Origin of the sequence: Pseudoruegeria sp. SHC-113 (assembly GCF_025376885.1) — a bacterium.
GTDB lineage: Bacteria > Pseudomonadota > Alphaproteobacteria > Rhodobacterales > Rhodobacteraceae > Pseudoruegeria.
This window is the reverse complement of the sequence record NZ_JAHUBR010000003.1, coordinates 14816-36498: the sequence shown is the minus strand read 5'-3', so window position 1 is coordinate 36498 and position 21683 is coordinate 14816. Positions and strand designations below refer to the sequence as shown.

Annotated in this window: 18 protein-coding genes; 7 read left to right on the top strand and 11 right to left on the bottom strand. The window is 64.5% G+C overall.

Annotated features, from left to right (window positions below):
• The first annotated feature begins 24 nt into the window (after positions 1 to 24).
• The 3 genes from KVX96_RS16375 to KVX96_RS16365 are packed head-to-tail and all read left to right on the top strand — an operon-like array spanning position 25 to position 4608.
• Complete coding sequence (locus KVX96_RS16375; RefSeq protein ID WP_261195816.1) at positions 25 to 1950, top strand: secretin N-terminal domain-containing protein; 1926 nt, start codon at positions 25 to 27, stop codon at positions 1948 to 1950.
• Complete coding sequence (locus KVX96_RS16370; RefSeq protein WP_261195815.1) at positions 1886 to 3394, top strand: GspE/PulE family protein; 1509 nt, start codon at positions 1886 to 1888, stop codon at positions 3392 to 3394. Before KVX96_RS16375 ends, KVX96_RS16370 begins: the two co-directional genes overlap by 65 nt.
• A complete protein-coding gene (locus KVX96_RS16365; RefSeq protein WP_261195814.1) occupies positions 3391 to 4608 on the top strand; it encodes a type II secretion system F family protein in 1218 nt (405 codons plus the stop codon). Before KVX96_RS16370 ends, KVX96_RS16365 begins: the two co-directional genes overlap by 4 nt.
• A gap of 58 nt (positions 4609 to 4666) precedes the next feature.
• On the opposite strand, the gene KVX96_RS16360 is transcribed toward KVX96_RS16365, so the two are convergent.
• The 11 genes from KVX96_RS16360 to KVX96_RS16310 all read right to left on the bottom strand — a co-directional run bounded on the left by KVX96_RS16360 (position 4667) and on the right by KVX96_RS16310 (position 16441).
• On the bottom strand, positions 4667 to 5116 hold the full coding sequence (locus KVX96_RS16360) for a molybdenum cofactor biosynthesis protein MoaE (protein WP_261195813.1): 450 nt from the start codon (positions 5114 to 5116) through the stop codon (positions 4667 to 4669).
• A 4-nt stretch (positions 5117 to 5120) separates the two neighbouring features.
• On the bottom strand, positions 5121 to 5369 hold the full coding sequence (moaD, locus tag KVX96_RS16355) for a molybdopterin converting factor subunit 1 (RefSeq protein ID WP_261195812.1): 249 nt from the start codon (positions 5367 to 5369) through the stop codon (positions 5121 to 5123).
• The gene (gene pgsA, locus KVX96_RS16350) at positions 5366 to 6037 is read right to left on the bottom strand and encodes a CDP-diacylglycerol--glycerol-3-phosphate 3-phosphatidyltransferase (protein ID WP_261195811.1); all 672 of its coding nucleotides are present in this window, start codon (positions 6035 to 6037) and stop codon (positions 5366 to 5368) included. Before pgsA ends, moaD begins: the two co-directional genes overlap by 4 nt.
• A gap of 18 nt (positions 6038 to 6055) precedes the next feature.
• Positions 6056 to 7936: an excinuclease ABC subunit UvrC gene (uvrC, locus tag KVX96_RS16345; RefSeq protein ID WP_261195809.1), complete on the bottom strand. Its 1881-nt coding sequence runs from the start codon at positions 7934 to 7936 to the stop codon at positions 6056 to 6058.
• A 338-nt stretch (positions 7937 to 8274) separates the two neighbouring features.
• A complete protein-coding gene (locus KVX96_RS16340; RefSeq protein ID WP_261195807.1) occupies positions 8275 to 9057 on the bottom strand; it encodes an SDR family oxidoreductase in 783 nt (260 codons plus the stop codon).
• A gap of 26 nt (positions 9058 to 9083) precedes the next feature.
• Positions 9084 to 10043, bottom strand: coding sequence for a calcium/sodium antiporter (locus tag KVX96_RS16335; protein ID WP_261195805.1), 960 nt, complete (start codon positions 10041 to 10043; stop codon positions 9084 to 9086).
• Positions 10044 to 10214: 171 nt separating this feature from the next.
• Positions 10215 to 11015 (bottom strand): S49 family peptidase, encoded by an 801-nt coding sequence (locus KVX96_RS16330; RefSeq protein WP_261195804.1) that lies wholly within the window; start codon positions 11013 to 11015, stop codon positions 10215 to 10217.
• A gap of 137 nt (positions 11016 to 11152) precedes the next feature.
• Positions 11153 to 12634 (bottom strand): glycerol kinase GlpK, encoded by a 1482-nt coding sequence (gene glpK / locus KVX96_RS16325; RefSeq protein WP_261195803.1) that lies wholly within the window; start codon positions 12632 to 12634, stop codon positions 11153 to 11155.
• A gap of 59 nt (positions 12635 to 12693) precedes the next feature.
• Positions 12694 to 14265: a glycerol-3-phosphate dehydrogenase gene (glpD, locus tag KVX96_RS16320; RefSeq protein WP_261195802.1), complete on the bottom strand. Its 1572-nt coding sequence runs from the start codon at positions 14263 to 14265 to the stop codon at positions 12694 to 12696.
• A gap of 90 nt (positions 14266 to 14355) precedes the next feature.
• Positions 14356 to 15117 carry a 3-keto-5-aminohexanoate cleavage protein gene (locus KVX96_RS16315; RefSeq protein ID WP_261195801.1) on the bottom strand — a complete coding sequence of 254 codons (762 nt, stop codon included), beginning with the start codon at positions 15115 to 15117 and terminating at the stop codon, positions 14356 to 14358.
• 4 nt (positions 15118 to 15121) lie between these two features.
• Positions 15122 to 16441: an aspartate aminotransferase family protein gene (locus tag KVX96_RS16310; protein WP_261195800.1), complete on the bottom strand. Its 1320-nt coding sequence runs from the start codon at positions 16439 to 16441 to the stop codon at positions 15122 to 15124.
• Between the two features lie 141 nt (positions 16442 to 16582).
• On the opposite strand from KVX96_RS16310, the gene KVX96_RS16305 reads away from it, so the two are divergent.
• The 4 genes from KVX96_RS16305 (at position 16583) to KVX96_RS16290 (ending at position 21646) form a co-directional block, all read left to right on the top strand.
• On the top strand, positions 16583 to 17467 hold the full coding sequence (locus KVX96_RS16305) for a MurR/RpiR family transcriptional regulator (RefSeq protein ID WP_261195799.1): 885 nt from the start codon (positions 16583 to 16585) through the stop codon (positions 17465 to 17467).
• Positions 17468 to 17499: 32 nt separating this feature from the next.
• Positions 17500 to 18468, top strand: a complete 969-nt coding sequence (locus KVX96_RS16300; protein ID WP_261195798.1) for a TAXI family TRAP transporter solute-binding subunit — start codon at positions 17500 to 17502, stop codon at positions 18466 to 18468.
• A 137-nt stretch (positions 18469 to 18605) separates the two neighbouring features.
• The gene (locus KVX96_RS16295) at positions 18606 to 21215 is read left to right on the top strand and encodes a TRAP transporter permease (protein ID WP_261195796.1); all 2610 of its coding nucleotides are present in this window, start codon (positions 18606 to 18608) and stop codon (positions 21213 to 21215) included.
• A complete protein-coding gene (locus tag KVX96_RS16290; RefSeq protein ID WP_261195795.1) occupies positions 21212 to 21646 on the top strand; it encodes a universal stress protein in 435 nt (144 codons plus the stop codon). Before KVX96_RS16295 ends, KVX96_RS16290 begins: the two co-directional genes overlap by 4 nt.
• Positions 21647 to 21683: the final 37 nt, after the last annotated feature.

Genomic DNA, 21683 nt, shown 5'->3' with positions numbered 1-21683 from the left:
AAGGCTGCGGGCGGAACAGGCACAATGACTCACACCCTTCAACTGCGGGCACTCTTGCTAGGCCTGCTTCTGGCATTCTCCACAATGCTTCCCGCGCGGGCGCAGGTCTCGCTTGATCTGCGGGATGCGGACATCAAGAGCTTCGTGCAGATCGTCGCCGAGGCCACGGGCCGCCGCTTCATCCTCGATCCGGACGTGCGTGGCACCGTTACCGTGATCGCCCCGGGCCGGATGACGGAGGAAGCCGTTTACGAGATTTTCCTGAACGTTCTGGAATTGAACCGGCTGACCATCGTGGAAGGCAACGAAGCGGATCGCATCGTGCAGCTTGGCACCGCCCGTGGCCTTGCGCCGGGCACGCGCGCCGACCTGCTGGACGGTGCGTATGAAACGCGGGTGATTTCGGTACGCAACGCGCCTTTGAGCGAGATCACGGAAGTGGTGCGCCCGCTGCTGCCGCAGGAGGCCGTGCTCTCCACCGTGCCCTCCGCCGGGCTCATCATCCTTTCGGACCGAGCCGAGAACTTCCGCCGGATCGACCGCCTGATCCAGCAATTGGACCAGAGCCGCGAACAGCCGATCGAGATGATCAGCCTGCGCAATGCCAATGCCACCGAAATGCTGCAGGTGATCGACTCGCTCGAAATCACACCGCCCGGCGCGAAAGTCTCCGCCGATCGCCGGGGCAATGCCCTGCTCGTCTCAGGCTCCAGCAACTTCCGCCAGCGTGTACGCTCCATCGTAACGAACCTCGATCAGCCCCAGCGCAGCGTGGCCACCCGCGTGGTGCAGCTGAACTATGCCGACGCCAACAGCCTTGGTGACATCATTCTGCGCAGCTTCGGCAGCACACAGGAGAACGGCGCGGTGAACATCGTCGCCGAGCCGCGCTCCAACGCGCTGATCGTCACCGCTCCGAATGATCGCATCAACGAGATCGTGGCCTCGATCCACAACCTCGACCGCCGCCCGCATCAGGTGCTGGTGGAAGCGGTGATCTTCGAGATGAGCGTGCAGGGCTTTTCGGATCTTTCGGTGCAATTCGGCGCAGTTGTGAACGACGCGCTGGCCGGCGGCGTGCAATTCGCCCTGCAAGGGCGGCCGACGCTGACCAGCGTCGTCTCGGCTGTGATCAACGATCAGGTCGTCGATCCCGGCAGCGGCGGCACGCTGGTGGGGCGGGCCACCAGCGGAGAGGCCGAGATCGTTGGCTTCCTGCAGGCCGTGGCCACGCAAACCAGCACCCGGCTTCTTTCCACGCCCTCGATCCTGACGCTCAACAACCAGGAAGCCGAAATCGTGGTGGCCCAGAATGTGCCTTTCATCACCGGCTCTTTCTCAACCACCGGGGATTCCGTAGAGAACCCTTTCCAAACCATTGAACGACAGGATGTGGGCCTGACGCTGAAAGTCACCCCCACCATCAACGCCGATTCCACGGTGCGGATGGCGGTGAGTCAGGAGGTTTCAAACCTCACCAACACAACCTCCGCAGCTGGGGGAGAGATCACCGCAAAGCGTACGCTCTCAACCAATGTCCTCGTGCGCGACGGCAACGTGATCATGCTGGGCGGCTTGCTCGAGGATGGCTCTGGTGCGAACTCTCAGAAAGTGCCGGGGCTGGGGGATACGCCTCTGATCGGCGGGCTGTTCCGGGGCAAGAACGTGCGACAGGATCAGCGCGTGCTTCTGGTGCTGCTGCGCCCCCGCGTTGTTGCAAATGACAAGCAGGCCGAACAGCTGACTCGTGAAGTGACCCGCGAAAGCCGCCGCGCAAGCCTTGCCTTGCAACCCCTTGATACCGGACAATACCCCCGCACCCCGGATCAGAGCCTCCCCTTCGATGGCGCCGATCTGAACCAACCTTTCGACGCGGGCTTCGTGGATGACATCGCAAAACGCCGAAAATACCCCCCGCTCCCGTCCCGACTCCAGTTTAACGGGCAATAGCGGCACACGGCTGCCCTTCGCCTTCGCGCGCGACAACCGGGTGCTGCTCGACGGCGCCCGGCTTCTGGCCGCACCCGAGGCCACGCTGCTGGGCTTGCGCGAGGCCCGGCGACGGCTGGATCCCGGCTACCACTTCGAGGAAATCGGCTCCGAGGCCTTCGATGTGGCGCTCGCTGCGCTCTATCAGTCGGGCGATGCCGCGGAGGGCACCGAGGATCTGCTGTTTGACCTTGAAGAGGATGGCAGCGTCGCCGGGCCACGCGACCTGCTGGAAGAGGCCGAGGATGCCCCGGTGGTGCGGCTCGTCAACCAACTGCTGCGGCAGGCGGTGACGGCGGGGGCGTCGGATCTGCACATCGAACCCCATGAAAAGGGGCTGCGCGCGCGGATGCGGATCGACGGGTTCCTGCAAGCGGTGCTGGACCGGCCCGATGTGCCCGTGCGGCGGGTCGTCTCCCGGCTCAAGGTGATGGCCGATCTCGACATCGCCGAAACACGGCTGCCGCAGGACGGGCGCATCGCGCTGCGGCTGGGCGGACGCGCAATCGACGCGCGGGTGTCCTCGCTGCCGGGCAACTACGGCGAGCGGATTGTGCTGCGGATCCTTGATCGCTCCGCTGGGTTGCTGCCGCTGGCCGATCTAGGCCTGACCGAAAGCCAGATCGCCCGGCTGGAGCGGCTGGCCGACAAGCCCAACGGCATCATCCTTGCCACCGGCCCTACGGGTTCGGGCAAGACGACGACGCTGTATTCCCTGCTCAAGCTCGCCAACAGTGCCGAACGCAACGTGGTGACGGTGGAGGATCCGATCGAATATGATCTGCCGGGCATCTCCCAGAGCCAGATCAACGCCGAGATCGGCATGAGCTTTGCCGCCGGGCTGCGCGCCACGCTGCGGCAGGATCCCGATGTGATCCTCGTGGGTGAGATCCGCGACGGGGAAACCGCCTCCGTCGCCGCGCAGGCCGCGCTGACGGGGCACCTCGTGTTTTCCTCCCTGCACGCCAATGGCTCCGTGGGCGCAGTGGTGCGGCTGCGCGATCTGGGGGTGGATGACTTCCTCATCGCGGCCACGCTGCGCGGCGTGATTGCCCAGCGCCTGCTGCGGCGGCTCTGCCCCGAGTGCCGCGTGCCGCATCCCGTGAGCGCCGCCGAAGAACGGCTCTTTGCCGAAGGCGGCGTTACCGCCCCGGCGCAGGTCTATCACGCGGAAGGCTGCGCGGCCTGCGGCGGCAGTGGCTATGCCGGGCGGATCGGGATCTTCGAGATTGCCGAGGTGGATGAGCCCCTGCGCCAGATGATCGAAAGCGGCGCGGGCGAAACCGCCCTGCGCGCGCGCGCCATCGCGGCGCAAGACAGCCTTCTGGGCCAAGGCCTGCGCTGGGTGGCCGACGGGCGCACCACCATGGCCGAAACCCTGCGCGTCGTGGGCGACGTGTTGTGAGAAGCTTCGCCTATACCGCCTATTCCGCCACCGGGCGGCGCAAGCGCGGGCTGATCGTGGCCGAAAGCGAAAGCGATGCGCGGCGGCAACTGGAGGCGCGCGGGCTGTTTGCCTCCGATCTCTCGGGCCGGTCGGAGCGCCGCAAGGGGCTCGGTGGCCGCGGGCTGCGCGGCCGCCTGAATGCCGACATGCAGGCCGTGTTTACCCGGCAGATGGCGGTGCTTCTGGCCTCTGACATCCCGGTGGAAACCGCGCTGGACATCGTGCGCGAAGGCGATGGCGGCGGCAGCGGGCCGATGGCGCAATTCGCCATGCGCGCCAAGGCACGGCTGCTGGACGGCGCGCCGCTGTCCCTTGCCGTGGAACAGGCGGGCGGCGGATTTGCCCCCTATTACGCTGCCGCGCTGCGGGCGGGCGAACGTTCGGGCGATCTGGACGTGGTGTTCGGTGAATTGGCCGACCACATGGAAAGCGCCGGGGCGGATCGGGCGAAACTCGCCACCGCGCTGATCTACCCGGGTTTCGTGGCCGCCGTGTCTCTCGTCGTATGTGCCGTACTGATGGTCAATGTCGCGCCCGAGATCGTGGCCATGTTCGAGGTCACCGGCGCGCCGCTGCCCCGTCTGACGCAGATCGTGCTTGGGGTAAGCGACTGGATCCGGGCGCACTTCCTTTGGCTGCTGGGCGGGGCGGTGCTCGGCGCGGTGCTTTTTCTGCTGGCCCTGCGCCAACCGGCGTTCCGCGCCCGCTGGCATGGGCTTCTGCTGCGGCTTCCGGTTGTCGGACGGCTGATGCGGCTTTCCGCGGCGGCGCAATACCTGCGCACGCTGGCGCTGGTGATCTCCTCCCGGCAGACGGTGCTGGACGCCACGAAAAGCGCCGGAGATGTATTGACCGTCGCCCGTTTTCGCGACGAGGCCGAGGCGGTGAGCGCCGATGTGCGCAGCGGAGCGAGCCTTTCGGCTGCGCTGCAGCAGCTCTCCGTGATCCCCGCCGTGGGCCGTCAGCTGATCAGCGCCGGGGAGCGCTCGGCCCGGCTGGGGCGGATGACGGAACGTGCGGCGGTGATGATCGAAAGCCAGCTCGCCAATGACCGCAAACGCGTGGCCGCGCTGCTGGATCCGATCCTGATGATGCTGGTGGGGGCATTCGTGCTGGTGATCGTGTTAGCGATCCTGCTGCCCATCTTCGACCTTCAAGCCGCGATCGGCTGAGTGGGCATGCCGGAACTTTCATGCCTCCGGCGGGGATATTTTCAGAACAAAGTGAGGCTCAGTCCGCCCAGCGGCCCAGCGCGGCTTCGTCTTCGTCCTTGCTGTCGACCCATTCCGCACCGCCTGCCGTGACTTCCTTCTTCCAGAAGGGGGCGCGGGATTTGAGGTAGTCCATCAGGAACTCGGCCGCTGCGAAAGCGTCCACACGGTGGGGGGCGGCGGTGGCGACCATCATGATCATGTCGCCCGGTTCCAGCACCCCGTGGCGGTGGATGACGAGAACGTCCTTGAGGGACCAGCGGGTGACGGCTTCCTCGGCGATTGCTGTGATCGCTTTTTCCGTCATGCCGGGGTAGTGCTCGATTTCCATCCGGTCCAGATCGCCGCGCGCCAGATCGCGCACAATGCCAGTGAAGGTGACGACGGCGCCGGCGTCCTTGCGCCCCGCGGCGAAGGCATTGGCCTCGGCCCCGAAATCGAAGGGCGCTTGCTGCACGGCGATCTTCATCGGTTCAGCCGCCTGTCATGGGCGGGAAGAAGGCCACTTCGCGCACGCCTTGAAGCGGCGAGTCGAACTCGGCCAGTTCCTGATCCAGCGCCACGCGCAGGGCGGAGGTGTCGGCGAAGGCCACCTCGTAGCGCTCCTCGCGCGTTTTCAGCTCCTCGACCAGTTCCGCCACCGTGGTGGCGTCGGTCTGGATCTGCTCTTTCGGGATGCCGATGCGCTCACGCACCCAGGCAAAATACATCACGTCGATCATGGCCGCTCTCCGTCTTGCAGGAAGGGTAGCGCCTTGGAGAAATAATCCCAGCCCGTGATCACCGTCAGCACAGCCGCCAGCCACAGGAGTGCAACACCCAGAAGGCCGGTGGCCTGCACCGCCAGCACCTTCCAGCCGATGCCGAGCGTATCGGGCGCGTCGCCATCGAGAATAGCCGTCACGGTGGCCTCATCCATGCCGAAGATCTGCATACCAAGGTAGTGTTCGAACAGCGCGCGGGCGAACAGCACGGAAATCGCCACCATCTGCACGGTGGTTTTCCATTTCGCGAGCTTGGTGACTTTCAGCAGTTTCGCATCCGCACCGAGGAACTCGCGCAGCCCGGAGACGAAGACCTCGCGAAAGACGATCAGCACGCAGGGCATGAGGATCAGCCAGTCGAGCCCCGAAAGCGCGGCCAGCACGACGATGGCGATCAGCACCATGGCCTTGTCGGCAATCGGATCCAGCATCGCGCCAAACCGGCTTTCCTGTTTCCAGGCACGGGCGAGATAGCCGTCAACCCAATCGGTGAGCGAGGCGCCGATGAACAGCAAAAGCGCGATCCACTCCGCATAGGGCGCGGCAAGGCCGAGGAAGACGAGGCCAAGCGCGGGCGCGGCGAGCAGGCGCAGGACGGTGAGGATATTGGGCAGGTTCCATGTCATGGGCAAAGCTTTACCGCGTCAGGACTTCTCATGGAAGAAGTCATAGATGGTTTCGGCCAGCGCATCCGAAACGCCCTCCACCGCCTTCAGATCCGAAAGCCCGGCGCGGCTCACTGCCTTGGCAGAGCCGAAATGCGCCAGCAGGGCGCGCTTACGGGTGGGGCCGACGCCGGGTACGTCATCCAGCGGCGTGGCGGAGACGGCCTTGGCCCGCTTGGCGCGGTGGGTGCCGATGGCAAACCGGTGGGCCTCATCGCGCATCCGCTGCACGAAATAGAGCACCGGATCATTGTGGCGCAGCGCGAAGGGGCGCGCGCCGGGGCGGTAGAATTCCTCCTTGCCGGCATCGCGGTCCACCCCCTTGGCCACGCCAACCATGGGCACATCCTCCACGCCCAACTCGGCCATGATCTCGGCCACGGCGGAGACCTGCCCGGCACCGCCGTCGATCAGCAGCAGATCGGGCCATGTGCCGGAGGTGCGGTCCGGATCTTCTTTCAGCAGGCGCTTGAAGCGGCGGGTCAGCACCTCTTTCATCATGCCGAAATCGTCGCCCGGCGTCAGGTCCGTGCCCTTGATGTTGAACTTGCGGTACTGGTTTTTCAGGAAGCCCTCGGGCCCAGCCACGATCATGCCGCCCACGGCGTTGGTGCCCTGGATGTGGGAGTTGTCGTAGACTTCGATGCGCTGCGGCGGGGCGTCCAGATCGAAAGCCTCCGCAAGGCCCCGGAGCAGCTTTCCTTGCGTGGCGGTCTCGCTCATCTTGCGCGCAAGGCTTTCGCGGGCGTTTCGCAACGCACCGGCCACCAGTTCGGCCTTCTCGCCACGCTGGGGCACCGCGATCTCCACCTTGCGGCCGGCCTTTTCGGAGAGGGCCTCGGCCAACAGCTCCCGGTCTTCGATGTCATCAGACAGCAAGATCTGCCGGGGCGGCGTCTTGCCGTCGTAGAACTGGCCAAGGAATGCCTGCAGCACCTCGGGGGCGTCTGCGCCCGCGCCGGTGGCCGGGTAGTAATCCTTGTTGCCCCAGTTCTGGTTGGCGCGGATGAAAAAGACTTGCACACAGGCCTGTCCGCTGTCCATGTGAAGCGCCACGATGTCAGCCTCGGCCACGCCGCGCGGGTTGATGCCCTGCGCCGATTGCACATGGGTCAGCGCGTGGATGCGATCGCGGATCGCGGCGGCGCGCTCGTATTCCATCGCCTCGGAGGCCGCCTGCATCTGGGCCGCGAGTTCCTCCTGCACGCGGGTGCTGCGCCCCTGCAGGAAGCGCTCGGCGTCCTTCACCAGCGCGCCGTATTGCTGTTCGGAGACAAGCCCCACGCAGGGCCCGGCACAGCGCTTGATCTGGTACAGCAGGCAGGGACGCGTGCGGCTTTCAAACGTCGCATCGGTGCAGTTGCGCAGCAGGAAGACCTTCTGCAACTGGTTCAGCGTCCGGTTCACCGCGCCCGCAGAGGCAAAGGGCCCGTAGTAATCGCCCTTTTCCGATTTCCGCCCCCGGTGCTTCTTGATCTGCGGGAAGCTGTGATGCTTGGAGACGAGGATGTTGGGGAAGCTCTTATCGTCGCGCAGCAGCACGTTGTACTTGGGCTTGAGCTGCTTGATGAGGTTCTGCTCCAGCAGCAGCGCCTCGGTTTCGGTGCGCGTTGTCAGGAACATCATCGAGGCGGTTTCGCGGATCATCCGCAGGATGCGCCCGGAGTGGCCATGGGGGTTGGCGTAGTTGCTCACCCGCTTGCGCAAGGCGCGCGCCTTGCCGACGTAGAGCACCCTACCTTGAGCATCGAGCATCCGGTAGACGCCGGGGGAGTTGTCGAGCGTTTTCAGGAGGCTCTGGATCAGCGCATGGCCGGTCAGCGCCTGCTCGCCTGTCGCCGCTTCATCCTCTGCGCCCATGTTTCACCTGCTGTCTGATTCTTGCCCGGGGCTGCAATTTAATCACGCCATGGGCAAGAGGGAAGCTTTCCACGGTTTCTGGGGATAACTCTGGTGACAACTATTTTGACGGGCGGAAAAACCCTGTATTTCCTGCCAATTCTTTGAGTTGCTGAAAAAATAGGCGCATATACAGGTATCTGATTTTAAACGATATTTTTCGTGATCTGCTGCAAATTATTGAAATCATTGAAGGATTTCTAACGGTTTTGTAACAGCCCTGTGAGCGGTGCAAAACTTGGCAGTCTACGGGCTCCGGCGCGTCGCAGGACCCTTTGGTCGGGCCTGTTGAAGAGGGCTTATTCCGGCCCCTGCACGTCCGGCGTTTGCCAGCCCAGATGCTGCCCGCCATCGGTGCACAGCAGCTGGCCGGTGACGGAAGGGGCGTCGAGGAAATAGCCCAGCGCGGCGGTGATATCGTCAGGGTTCGCGCCCCGCTTCAGGATCGTGGCGGCGCGCTGGTTGGCAAAATGCGCCTCGCTCTGGCGCGCGCCTTTCAGGGTGGGGCCGGGGCCAATGGCGTTCACCCTCACCGCCGGGGCCAGCGCCCGCGCGGCTGTCTGGGTGAAGGCCCAGAGGCCCATCTTTGCGATGGTGTAGGTCATGAACTCAGGGGTCAGCTTGCGCACGCGCTGATCGAGCATGTTGATCACCAGCGACGTGGCGATCGGCTCGCCATTTGCGTCCACGCCCGCAGCCGGGGCCTGTGCGGCCAGCGCCTGCGTCAGCACGAAAGGCGCGCGCAGGTTGCTCTGCATGTGGCGATCCCAGCTCTCACGCGTGGCCGTGTGCAGGTTGTCGTAATCAAACACGCTGGCGTTGTTCACGAGGCAGGTCACGGGGCCCTCAAAAGCGGCGGCCACGCGCGGATAGAGGCTTTGAATGCCCTCTTCCGCCACCAGATCCGCCTGAAACGCCTCGGCCTTGCGGCCCATCGCCCTTATCTGCGCCACGACCTCCTGCGCCTCGGCCTCAGAGCCCTGATAATGCACGGCCACGTCATAGCCGCGCTCCGCCAGATACAGCGCCATGGCGCGGCCAAGCCTGCGGGCCGCTCCCGTTACCAGTGCCGTCTGAGCCATCTGTCAGCCTCCCTTTGGCCAGCCTCTCAGAGCAGGAAGAACCGCCCCACATAGGCAAGGTAGAGCGCGGTGAGCAGAAGCCCCCAGCCGCGGGTGATATCAAGCTTCATGAAGACGAAAGGCGCAAGCAGGAGCGAGGCGCCCAGCATGACCCAAAGGTCGAAATGCAGCAGGCCAGGATCCACGGGCAGCGGCCCGACGAGGCCGGTGATGCCCATGATCGCAAGCAGGTTGAACATGTTGGAGCCGATCACGTTGCCCAAAGCCACATCGGCCTGACGGCGCAGCGCGGCCATGATCGTGGTGGCCAGTTCGGGCAGCGAGGTGCCCAGCGCCACCAGCGTGAGGCCGATCACCGTTTCCGGCACGCCGAAGGTGCGGGCGATGTTTTCGGCCCCTTCCACCAGAAGCTCCGCGCCGAGCGGCAGGCCGATCAGGCCGAGGATAATGTAGATCGCGATCTTGGTGCCCGACATCTCCGGGTCCGCGCCCTCGACCTCTTCCTCGCCTTCGCTCATCGCGCAGGCCGCGCCGTTCTCCCGGTGCCGCATCGCATCGCGGAAGGCATCACCCAGCACCACGGCAAGGCCCGCAAGCAGGATCAGCGCGTGCCACCATGTGATCGGCCCAAGGAAGCAGAGCACGATGAACAGCAGGCTGGCGGCGATCATGAAGAGGTAGGTCTTGCGGCTGTCGCATTCGCTGGTGTGCATCGGGGCGAGCAGCGCCGGCAGACCGAGGACAAGCAGGATATTGGCCGTGTTGGAGCCGATCACATTGCCTAGTGCCAGCCCCGGCACGCCTTCCATCACAGCGCCGACGGAGATCAGCAATTCCGGCGCGGAGGTTCCGAAGGCCACGATGGTGAGGCTGACGATCAGCGCGGGCACACCCAACCGCAGACTCAAATTCACCGCCCCACGCACTAGCGCATCTCCCCCCAGAAGGAGAATGACGAGGCCTACGGCCACATATAGCCAATCCATTCCTTAAGCCTTTCCGTGTCCGCAGCCGCAGGGGCCACGTCCCAGTTTGTACCGTCCGCAACCTGGGCATTTGCGAGCGGCGAGTTTCTTTTGCCCCGGAAACCGGAGCCGGCCGAACATGGCGAGTACGGCCATTCCGGCAAGGAAGAGAGTGACGATCTTGACCACGGCTCAGAGCCCGAAGCGGGCGAAATGGGCACGCTCCTCAAAGCCGTCAAGGGCATCGGTGGCAAGCTGCGCGCCGAAGCGGCGCAGGAAGGGGCGCTTGGGGCCGTAGGTGAGGAACTTCACCTTCTCGCCAAAGCGTTCCTTCATCTTGGGCACGAGGTGGCCGATCCCGTCGATCAGCCCCAGTTCCTGCGCCTTGCGGCCAAGCCAGACTTCGCCGGTAAACAGATCCTGCCCCTCAGGCAGCTTGCCGCCCCGGCGGGCGGTAATCTGGGATTTGAACGTCTCGTGCAGTTGTTCGAGCAACGTGTTGAGCCGCGCCACGTCCTCGGGATTTTCCGGGCGGAACGGGTCCAGCATGGATTTGCTCTCGCCGGCGGTGTGCACCCGGCGGTCGATCCCCTGCCGTTTCATCCAGACATCCAGCCCGAAGCCCGCCGAGATCACGCCGATGGAGCCGATGATCGAGCTTTCATCGGCCCAGATCTCATCGGCAGCGGAAGCGATCCAGTAACCGCCCGAGGCGGCTACGTCTTCCACGAAGGCGATGGCGGGGATCCCGTGTTCTTCCGAAAGCCTGCGGATGCGCGCGCCGATCAGGGAGCTTTGCACCGGCGAGCCGCCGGGGGAGTTCAGCACCAGCGCCACGGCCTTGGGCTTGCCCTTTTTGAAGGCGCGTTCCAGCACCGGGCCGACAGCCTCATCGTTCAGGGCGGCACCACGGCCATTGGCGGCGATCACGCCCGAAAGGCGCACCACCGCCACTTTCGGCGGGGATTTGAAAGACGGGATCCAGCTTTTCATGAAGCTGCATGTAGAGCCGCCCCCCGCCAACAACAAGGAGCGGCGTGAAATGCTGTTTACCTGTTGCGGCTCTGCCGAAGCGCCAGAAGGCGCAAGGAAACAAGGGCAAACGGGCGGCCTTAGGTACGCAAGCGCCCTTAATAGACCAGCGTGCCTTCGATTGCGCGCTTCCAGGCCTTGTATTTCCGCGCGCGGATCCCATCGGCCATTTCCGCAGTAAAGCGCTTCTCCCGCGCCCATGTGGCGGCGAAACCGGCCTGATCCGGGTAGACGCCAGCATTCTTCCCGGCAATCCACGCCACGCCCAGCGCGGTGGTTTCAAGGATCGTGGGGCGATCCACCGTGGCGTCGAGGATGTCGGCGAGGAATTGCATCGTCCAATCGCTCGCGGACATGCCACCATCCACCCGCAGCACCTGCCCGAGGCCCGCGTCGCCACTGTCAGCCCGCATGGCCTCCAGCAGATCGCGCGTCTGGTAGCCGACGCTCTCCAGCGTGGCGCGGGCAAATTCGGCGGGGCCGGTGTTGCGCGTCAGGCCGAAGATCGCGCCCCGGCTGTCGGCGTTCCAATAGGGCGCACCAAGGCCGGTGAAGGCGGGCACAAGGATCACCTCCTGGCTGTCGTCGGCATCCTCGGCCAGCGGCGCGGTATCGGCGGCGCTTTCGATTACCTTGAGCCCGTCGCGCAGCCATTGCACGGCCGCGCCCGCGATGAAAATGGAGCCTTCCAGCGCGTAAGTGGGCTTGCCGCCGAACTGGTAGGCGATGGTGCCCAGCATCCGGTGCGTGCTTTCCACCAGCGTGTCGCCGGTGTTCAGCAGGGCGAAGCAGCCCGTGCCATAGGTGGATTTCATCATCCCCGGCTCGAAACAGGCTTGGCCCACGGTGGCCGCCTGCTGATCGCCCGCCACGCCCAGAATGCGCACCGGCGCGCCGAGGATCTCGGTTTCGCCGAAATCGCCATCGGTGTCGCGCACCTCGGGCAGCATCGCCATGGGCACGCCCAGCGCCGCGCAGATCTGATCGTCCCAGCGCCCCTCACGGATGTTGTAAAGCATCGTGCGCGCGGCATTGGTGGCATCGGTCGCATGGACAGCGCCGCCGGTGAGCTTCCAGATCAGGAAGCAATCAACGGTGCCGAACAGCAGTTCGCCCGCCTCGGCCCGCGCCCGCGCGCCTTCGACGTTTTCAAGGATCCAGCGCACCTTGGTGGCCGAGAAATAGGGATCGAGCAGCAGGCCGGTTTTCTGCGCCACCATCGGCTCATGCCCGGCCTCGCGCATTTCGGCGCAATAAGCGGAGGTGCGGCGGTCCTGCCAGACAATGGCATTATACACCGGCTCGCCTGTGGCCTTGTCCCAGACAACGGTGGTTTCGCGCTGGTTGGTGATGCCGATGGCGGCAATGTCGCCTGCTGAAACGCCCTGTTTCTTCAGCACGTCGCGCGCGGTGCGCTGCACCGTGTCCCAGAGGTCGGCAGGCGCGTGCTCCACCCAGCCCGATTGCGGGAAATGCTGGGTGAACTCCTCTTGCGCGACGGCGGCGATTTTCATCTCGCCGTCAAACAGGATCGCGCGCGAGGACGTGGTTCCCTGATCGATCGCCATTACATAGGTCATGGAGCCTCCCCCCGATATCTTGTCGTGTTGTCACACCTTCGGCCCTGCGCCTTGGGTGATCAAGCCTTGCTGGTTGCGTTCTCTTCCATCCAGTCCTCAACGGCGGCGGTTTCCTCCGCCGAGAGCCGCAGGCCCAGCTTGCCGCGCCGCCAGAGCACATCCTCGGCGGTGCGGGCATATTCCTTCTCCACCAGCCACCGCAGTTCGGCCTCGGTGAGCGAGGCGCCGAAATACTGGCCCAGGTCGGCCACGGCCTCGGCCTTGCCAAGGATCGCGCGGGTCTCGGTGCCGTAAGCTTTCACCATCCGGCGCAGCCATGCCGGGGTGAGGAAAGGGTATTCGCTGGCCAGATCGCTGTGCAGCTTACCCAGATCCGCGTAGGCGAAATCGCCGCCGGGCAGCGGCACACCGGCTGTCCAGATGCCTTTCTCGTTGCCAAGGCGCGGCGCGAGCTTGGCCATCGCGGCCTCGGCGAGCTTGCGGTAGGTGGTGATCTTGCCGCCGAACACGTTCAGAAGCGGCGCGCCGGGGGCTTCGTCCAGCGACAGCACATATTCCCGCGTTGCCGCCGTGGCCGAACTTGCGCCGTCATCATAGAGCGGACGCACGCCGGAATAGGTCCAGACGATCTGGTCGGTGGTGATCGGCTGCTTGAAATACTTGGACGCGAAGGCGCAGAGATAGGCCTGCTCCTCCGGCGTGCAAACGGGCTTCGCGCCCAGATCCTTGTGATCGGCGTCAGTGGTGCCAATCAGGGTGAAATCTTCCTCGTAAGGAATGGCGAAAATGATCCGCCCGTCCTCGCCTTGGAAGAAATAGCAGCGATCGTGATCGTAAAGCTTGGGCACCACGATGTGGGAGCCGCGCACCAGCCGGATGCTTTCGCCGGTGTTGCGGCGCAGCTTGCCAGTCATCACGTCCTCGACCCACGGCCCGCCCGCGTTCACGATGGCGCGCGCGGTGTATTCGGCCTCTGCCCCCGTCTCGGTGTTCTGGGTGCGGATCTTCCAGAGATCGCCTTCCCGTTCCGCCGAAAGCATCTTGGTGCGCGGTAGGATCTCGGCTCCGCGCGCCTCGGCGTCGCGGGCGTTCAGGATCACGAGGCGGGCGTCCTGCACCCAGCAATCGGAGTATTCCCACGCCGTGGAGAATTTCGGCTGCAACGGCGCGCCGACGGGCGTGTCCTTGAGATCCACCTTACGCGTGGCGGGCAGGATCTTGCGCCCGCCCATCGTGTCATACATCGCGAGCCCCAGCCGGATCAGCCAAGCGGGGCGGCGGCCTTTCATCCACGGCATGACGGTGGAGAGAAGCTTCGACGTGGGGGTGTCGCTCTCAAAGCGCATGGCCGAGGAATAGGGCAGCACGAAGCGCATCGGCCAGCTGATGTGCGGCATGGCCGAGAGCAGCACCTCGCGCTCGATCAGCGCTTCGCGCACGAGGCGGAACTCGAAGAACTCAAGGTAGCGCAGGCCCCCGTGGAACAGTTTGGTGGAGGCCGAGGAGGTGGCCGAGGCCAGATCGTTCATCTCGACAAGGCGCACCGAAAGCCCCCGGCCCGCCGCGTCCCGTGCGATGCCGCAGCCGTTGATGCCGCCGCCGATGATGAAGAGGTCCGTCGTCTCGCTCATGCTCCGCGCTCCCGCCGAAAAGGAAGATGCGCGCAGCTATACAATGCGCGGTTTCGCGCGTAAACGAAAATTTAGGCGCGAAAGCGAAAATCAAGCGAAAGCGCGGGCCCGGACCTCCCGCACCCGTTCGGCATTGCTTCCGGCAAGGCTGCCATCGGCATTCCAAAGCGAGTTTTCAAAACCAACGCGGCACTTCCCGCCCGCCGCACGGGCGGCGCGCAGGCAGGCCGTTTCCTGCGGCCCAAAGGCACAGAGCGCCCAATCCGGCTGGATACCATGGCGCGCGAAAGCCTCTGTGAACTGCGCTATACCCGCCGGATCGCTGCCAGCGGCTCCGGTATAGCGGCCCAGCACGCAGATCAGCTGGAGCGCGGGATCGCGAAAGCGCGCCTCGCCCAGCACCCCGGCCAGACCGTCCAACTCGCCCGCATCATAGAGGATATGCTGCACAGTGATCCCGGCCGCATCGCAGGCGGCATAGAACTCCGGCGCAGTCTGGGCCGCCTCTCCGGCTGTCATCTCGGCGATGGAAACCGAAACCGAGCGCGCACCGCTCTCAAGCGCCACGCGGCGCTGGTGATCGGGCGCGTAACGGCCAGCGGCCTCTGTCGTGATCTGCACGGCAAAGCCCGGCAGCGCCGCGTCAAATGCCGTGAGTGCCTCGCGGTAGGCCCCGGCATCGAGCAAATGGCCGCCTTGTGCGTCGCGCAGGTGCAGGTGCAGCCCGTCCGCCCCGGCCTCGCGGCAGGCGCGGGCCTCGGTGAGGATTTCATCAAGGGTGATCGGCAGGGCCGGATGATCGGCCTTGCCGCGCCGCGCCCCGTTGGGCGCGACCATCAAGTGGGGGAGCATGGGATCAGAGCACCGCTTTCAGAGCCGTATCGAGCTTGTCGACGATCTCATCCACATGCTCCGGGCCCATGATGAAGGGCGGCGCAAGCAGGATGTGATCGCCTGTTTGCCCGTCGATCGTGCCGCCCATCGGGTAGCAGATGAGGCCCGCCTCGAAAGCGGCGGCCTTGAGCTTCTTGTTCAGCCCCAGCTTGGGGTCAAACGGCGCTTTCATGGCGCGGTCCTCCACCAGTTCGATGCCAAGAAACAGCCCGCGTCCGCGAATGTCGCCCACGTGGGGGTGCTGGCCAAAACGCGCCTCAAGCGCGGCTTTCAGTTCCGCGCCGCGTTCGGCGCATTGCGCCACGAGCCCGCCGTCGGTGAGCTTCGTCACCACGGCAAGGGCGGCGGCGCTGGCAGTGGGATGCGCCATGTAAGTGTGACCATGCTGGAAGAAGCCCGAGCCATCACGGATCGCGGCGAAAATCGTATCGGAGCAGAGCATCGCGCCGATGGGCTGATAGCCCGCCCCAAGTCCCTTGGCGATGGCAAGAATATCCGGGCGCACGCCTTCCTGTTCGCAAGCAAAAAGGCTGCCGGTGCGCCCCATGCCGCACATGACCTCATCAAGGATCAGCAGCACACCATGGGCATCGCAGATCTCGCGCACGCGTTTGAAATAGCCCTCCACCGGCGGCACCGCACCCGCCGTGGCGCCCACCACGGGCTCGGCCACGAAGGCCATCACGGTGTCCGGCCCCAGCCGCTGGATCTCGTCCTCAAGCTCGTTGGCCACGCGCTGGCCGTAGTCAAAAGCGCTCTCGCCCTCGTCCCGGCCCCGGTATTCATAGCAGGGCGAGATATGGGTGGTGTTGATCATCAGCGGCGCGAAGGGCTCCCGCCGCCACATGTTGCCGCCTGTTGCAAGCGCGCCGAGCGTGTTGCCGTGGTAGCTCTGCCGCCGGGCGATGATGTTCACGCGCCCGGGCTGGCCAATCTCGAGGTAATACTGCCGTGCCAGCTTCAGCGCCGCTTCCATCGCCTCGGAACCGCCGGAAACAAGATAGACATGCTCAATGCCTTCCGGCGCGTGCTCGACGAGCTTGTCGGCCAGTGCTTCGGCGGGTTGCGAGGTAAAGAAACCGGTGTGCGCAAAGGCCACCTGATCCAGCTGCGCCTTGATCGCTGCCGTCACGTCCGGGTCCGAATGGCCTAGGCAGGAGACAGCCGCGCCGCCGGAGCCGTCGAAGTAGCGTTTCCCCGAATCATCGATCAGATAGACGCCATCGCCATGGGACACCATCGGCAGGGTGGCTTTGCAGCTGCGTCCGAAAACATGGGACATATCAGGATCCTACTCCCAGAAAACCCCTGATAACTTACGCGACGGCAGGGGGATCCGCGGGACCATGGTGAAACATATGTTTCAGTTGTTGACAATCCATAAAACACCTGAAACGTTCAGTTTCAATTTCAGGGGGGCTTGATGAACAGCCGGATTTCGATCGAGGAAGCCATTGCGGCCGAGTACAGCGGGCTGAGCGCCAAGCTGCGCACGGCAGCGGATTACGTGGCTGCGAACCCGATCGATGTCTCCACCCGCTCGCTGCGCTCGATCTCGCTGTCGTCCGGTGTTTCGCCTGCCACATTCTCGCGGCTGGCACGAGCGCTGGGTTTTGACACCTATGAGGCCATGCGGGAGCTGTCGCGGTCGGCCATCGGGCGCTCCTCCATCAGCTTTTCCGAGAAAGCCGGCCGGATCGTGGCCGATGCGGGCACCGGCAAGCAACCGCCTTTCCTTGAGCGACAGGCCGCCGCCTGCATCGCCAATATCGCCGCCCTGCCCAAGCTGATCGACGCCCAGCGCCTCGATACCGCGGTTGAAGCGCTGCACAAGGCGCGCAACGTGGTGGTGTACGGGGCCTACGGCTCCACCGGGATCATCGAATACCTCTCCTACATGGCCAATTTCGTGACTCCGAAATGGAGCATGGCCGGGCGCATGGGGGCCTCTGTCAGCACCACGCTCACCCATCTCTCCGAACAGGACGCCGTGATCATCCTGACGAAGCCGCCCTTCGCGCGGCGCTCGATCCTCACGGCGGAGATGGCGCGCGAGAAAGGGGCCTATGTGATTGTCATCACCGACACGCATACTTGCCCCGCCGTCAAATATGCGTCGAACACCTTCATTATTCCCACTGACAGCCCGCAGTTTTTCTCCTCCTATGCCGCCACCCTCGTTCTGCTTGAAACGATGATCGGTATGCTGGTGGAACGCTCCGGCAAAGATGCCGAGCTGCGGATCAACACGGTGGAATCCGGCAATCGCCGTCTGGAAGACTTCTGGAGCGGCGATGATGAAGAGTAACAATTGAGACATCAAACCAAGGGAGTGTAACGATGTTTGCGAAACTGAAACTCACTGCAGCGGCGGCAGCCGTCTGCGTGATGGCTGCCCCGGCCGCTTACGCCGAGGAGTTCATCACCATCGGTACCGGCGGCGTGACCGGCGTGTACTACCCTACGGGCGGCGCGATCTGCCGCCTCGTCAACAAGGGCCGCAAGGAGCACGGCATCCGCTGCTCCGTGGAATCCACCGGTGGCTCCGTCTACAACATCAACACCATCCGCGAAGGCGAGCTTGAGTTCGGCGTTGCCCAGTCCGACTGGCAGTACCACGCCTACAACGGCACCTCGAAGTTCTCCGAGCAGGGCCCGTTCAAGGATCTGCGCGCCGTCTTCTCCGTGCACCCCGAGCCCTTCACCGTGGTGGCCCGTGCTGACTCCGGCATCAAGAATTTCAAGGATCTTGTCGGCAAGCGCGTGAACATCGGCAACCCGGGCTCCGGCCAGCGCGGCACGATGGAAGTGGTGATGGAGAAAATGGGTTGGGATAACTCCACCTTCGCCCTCGCCACCGAGCTGAAGGCTGCCGAACAGTCCGCCGCCCTCTGCGACAACCAGATCGACGCGATGGTCTACACCGTGGGCCACCCCTCCGGCTCCATCCAGGAAGCCACCACCGCCTGTGACTCGGTGCTGGTGAACGTGGAAGGCGACGAGATCAAAGCACTGGTGGATGCCAACTCCTACTACCGTCACGCCACCATCGTGGGCGGCGTCTACCGCGGCAACCCGGATGACACCCACACCTTCGGTGTCGGCGCGACCTTCGTGACCTCCACCGCCGTGTCGGACGAGGCCGTTTACGCCGTCGTGTCTTCCGTCTTCGAAAACTTCGAAGACTTCAAAAAGCTGCACCCGGCCTTTGCAAACCTCGAGCCCCAGGAAATGGCGACGGCTGGTCTCTCTGCCCCGCTGCACCCGGGCGCCGAGAAATACTACAAAGAAAAAGGCTGGATCGAGTAATCCACGCCAACTGACGGGCGGAGCGGGGCACCTGCTCCGCCCAATTTTTCAGGGACAACAAGCACCGCCATTAACGGTGCAATGGGGCCGCACGGACCATGAAGCGCCGGGCCCCATGGATCAGGGAGCTAAGGGACATGTCTGACAATCCGCAACGCGGACGCCAGCTTTCGGAAGAGGAGCTGCAGGAGCTCGTCGCCGCAACAGACTCGGGCGCACGCACACCGGCCGGGGCCGTTGGCACGATGATGGCCATCGTCGCCGTGACGTGGTCGCTGTTTCAGGTGATCCTCGCCTCGCCCGTGGCGAACTACATCCTGCCCGGCGATCTGATCAACAACTCGCGCCAGATCCACCTGGCCTTCTCGATCTTCCTGGCCTTCCTGGCCTACCCGATGCTCAAATCCTCGCCGCGCGATTACATCCCGGTGCAGGACTGGATCTTCGCCTTCCTCGGCGTGTTCACCGCGCTCTATGGCTACATTTTCTACGACAAGATCGTCGCCTCCGGCGGGCTTGCCGATGACGTGGACAAATGGTTCGCGCTGCTCGGCCTGATCCTGCTGTTCGAGGCTGCGCGCCGCGCGCTTGGCCCGGCCATGGCGATCATCGCCACGATCTTCCTGCTTTACGTCTTCTTCGGCTCCTCCTCATGGGTGCCGGAAGTGATCCAATGGAAGGGCGCTTCGCTGAAAAAAGCGATGAGCCACATGTGGATCACCTCGGAAGGGGTGTTTGGCATCGCACTGGGCGTCTCCACCAAATTCGTGTTCCTCTTCGTGCTTTTCGGCGCGATGCTCGATAAGGCGGGCGCGGGGAACTACTTCATCAAGATGGCCTTCGGGGCGCTCGGCCACCTGCGCGGTGGCCCGGCCAAGGCAGCCGTGGTGGGCTCTGCCGCCACCGGCCTGATCTCCGGCTCCTCCATCGCCAACGTCGTGACCACCGGCACCTTCACCATTCCGCTTATGAAACGCGTCGGCTTCTCCTCCGAGCAAGCGGGCTCCGTGGAAGTGGCTTCCTCCGTGAACGGGCAAATCATGCCGCCCGTGATGGGCGCGGCCGCCTTCCTGATGGTGGAATATGTGGGCATTTCCTACGTGGAGGTGATCACCCATGCCTTCCTGCCGGCCGTGATCTCCTACATCGCGCTGGTCTACATCGTGCACCTTGAAGCGGTGAAACGGAACATGCCGACGATCGGCAACAAGGTCGTCTCCATGGGCCGTACCATCGGCGGCATGGCCGTGTTCTTCACCGGTTTCGCCCTGCTCTGCTACGGCGTGCAATACCCGGTGAAAGCCGTTGTGGCCATGGTGCCCTCTGGCGCGGGCTGGGTGATGGCCGCACTCGTCTTCGTGGCCTATGTCGCGCTGCTCTGGCTCGCCGCCGGGGTGGACGATCTGGTGCCCGACGATCCCAACGCCGAGGTGGTGGAACTGCCGGATCTGGCCAAGATATACAAATCCGGCCTCTACTTCCTGCTGCCCATCGTGGTGCTCGTCTACTTCCTGATGATCGAGCAGAAATCCCCGGGCCTCTCGGCCTTCTGGGCCACCGCGCTGCTCTTCGTGATCCTGCTCACCCAGCGCCCGCTGAAGGCGATGTTCCGCGGCGAAAGCGAGATGGCGAAGAACTTTGCCCAGGGCCTCGCCGATCTCGTGGCGGGCCTGATCGACGGCGCACGCAACATGATCGGCATCGGCCTTGCCACCGCAACCGCCGGCGTGATCGTCGGCACGGTGACGCTTACCGGCATCGGGCAGGTGATGGCCGATCTGGTGGAGTTCATCTCCGGCGGCAACCTCGTGGCGATGCTCTTCTGCGTGGCGCTGCTGTCGCTCGTTCTGGGCATGGGCCTGCCGACAACGGCCAACTACATCGTCGTCTCCTCGCTGATGGCGGGCGTCGTGGTGCAGCTGGGCGCGCAGTCGGGGCTCATCGTGCCGCTGATCGCTGTGCACCTCTTCGTGTTCTACTTCGGGATCATGGCGGATGTGACGCCCCCCGTAGGCTTGGCGAGTTTCGCCGCGGCGGCCGTTTCGGGCGGCGATGCGATCAAGACAGGCTTCATTGCCTTCTTCTATTCGCTGCGCACCGTGGCCCTGCCGTTCATGTTCATCTTCAACACCGATCTGTTGCTGATCGACGTGACATGGATGCAGGGGATCCTCGTGTTCATCATCGCCACCATTGCGATCCTCGTCTTCACGGCGGGCACGATGGGCTACTTCCTCACCCGCTCGCGGATCTATGAAAGCGTTGCCCTTGTGCTGATCGCCTTCGTGCTGTTCCGCCCGGATTTCGTGATGAACCGCATCCAGCCGCCGTTCGAGGCGATCCCGCCGGTGGAGCTTACGCAGGCAATGGAAGCCGCGACGCCGGGCGACAGCCTGCGCCTCACCGTCACGGGGCCGGACTTCGTCTCAGGCGACATCAAGGATCTGACGCTGCTCGTCACCGTCGGTTCTGAAGAGGGCGGCGATGCGCGGCTGGAAGCGCAGGGCCTCACCGTCCTGCCCGAAGGCGATGCGCTGCTGCTGGAAGAGCCCTTCCCCGGCACGCCCTTCTTCGATCAGCTGGGCGGCTATGATTTCTACGGCGACACGCCCGTGAGCGTGACCGCCGTGCAGGCGGCGGCACCGCAACTGCCCAAGGAAATCATCTTCATCCCGGCGCTGATCCTGCTGGGGCTCATCGCGATGCTCCAGAAAGGGCGCGCGTCCAAGGAAGGAGTTCCGGCATGAGCAAGTCCATCCTCTGCGCCATCGATATGAACCGCCCCGAAGCGGAAGTGCCGGTGCTCGAAACCGCCGCCCGGCTCGCCGCCCTTGATGGCGCGCGGCTGGACGTGATCACCGTGCTGCCGGATTACGGCTCCTCGCTGGTGGGCTCCTTCTTCCAGCAGGGCTTCCACGAAAAGGCCGTGGCCCAGACGAAAGAGGCCCTGCACCGTTTCACCGCCGAGACCATCGGCGAGGAAATGGATGCGGGCGTCCGGCACCTCGTCTCCACGGGCAAGGCTTATGAGCACATCCTCGATGCGGCGAAAAAGGCCGACAGCGATCTGATCGTGATCGGCGCGCACCAGCCCGAGCTGCAGGATTACCTGCTCGGCCCCAACGCAGCGCGCGTGGTGCGCCACGCGAAATGCTCGGTCTACGTCGTGCGCACCTGAGCGCGCAGCCCAGACGCGAAACACGCCCGCCAGCCGG

Coding starts and splice junctions, on each gene's coding strand:
- moaD (WP_261195812.1), bottom strand. CDS start 5,369: ATGATCGACGTGATGTATTTTGCCTGGGTGCGTGAGCGCATCGGCATC.
- KVX96_RS16310 (WP_261195800.1), bottom strand. CDS start 16,441: ATGTCCCATGTTTTCGGACGCAGCTGCAAAGCCACCCTGCCGATGGTG.
- uvrC (WP_261195809.1), bottom strand. CDS start 7,936: ATGGGCGCAGAGGATGAAGCGGCGACAGGCGAGCAGGCGCTGACCGGC.
- KVX96_RS16340 (WP_261195807.1), bottom strand. CDS start 9,057: ATGGCTCAGACGGCACTGGTAACGGGAGCGGCCCGCAGGCTTGGCCGC.
- KVX96_RS16375 (WP_261195816.1), top strand. CDS start 25: ATGACTCACACCCTTCAACTGCGGGCACTCTTGCTAGGCCTGCTTCTG.
- pgsA (WP_261195811.1), bottom strand. CDS start 6,037: ATGACATGGAACCTGCCCAATATCCTCACCGTCCTGCGCCTGCTCGCC.
- KVX96_RS16330 (WP_261195804.1), bottom strand. CDS start 11,015: ATGAAAAGCTGGATCCCGTCTTTCAAATCCCCGCCGAAAGTGGCGGTG.
- KVX96_RS16335 (WP_261195805.1), bottom strand. CDS start 10,043: ATGGATTGGCTATATGTGGCCGTAGGCCTCGTCATTCTCCTTCTGGGG.
- glpD (WP_261195802.1), bottom strand. CDS start 14,265: ATGAGCGAGACGACGGACCTCTTCATCATCGGCGGCGGCATCAACGGC.
- KVX96_RS16370 (WP_261195815.1), top strand. CDS start 1,886: ATGACATCGCAAAACGCCGAAAATACCCCCCGCTCCCGTCCCGACTCC.
- KVX96_RS16315 (WP_261195801.1), bottom strand. CDS start 15,117: ATGCTCCCCCACTTGATGGTCGCGCCCAACGGGGCGCGGCGCGGCAAG.
- KVX96_RS16300 (WP_261195798.1), top strand. CDS start 17,500: ATGTTTGCGAAACTGAAACTCACTGCAGCGGCGGCAGCCGTCTGCGTG.
- KVX96_RS16305 (WP_261195799.1), top strand. CDS start 16,583: ATGAACAGCCGGATTTCGATCGAGGAAGCCATTGCGGCCGAGTACAGC.
- KVX96_RS16290 (WP_261195795.1), top strand. CDS start 21,212: ATGAGCAAGTCCATCCTCTGCGCCATCGATATGAACCGCCCCGAAGCG.
- glpK (WP_261195803.1), bottom strand. CDS start 12,634: ATGACCTATGTAATGGCGATCGATCAGGGAACCACGTCCTCGCGCGCG.
- KVX96_RS16360 (WP_261195813.1), bottom strand. CDS start 5,116: ATGAAGATCGCCGTGCAGCAAGCGCCCTTCGATTTCGGGGCCGAGGCC.
- KVX96_RS16295 (WP_261195796.1), top strand. CDS start 18,606: ATGTCTGACAATCCGCAACGCGGACGCCAGCTTTCGGAAGAGGAGCTG.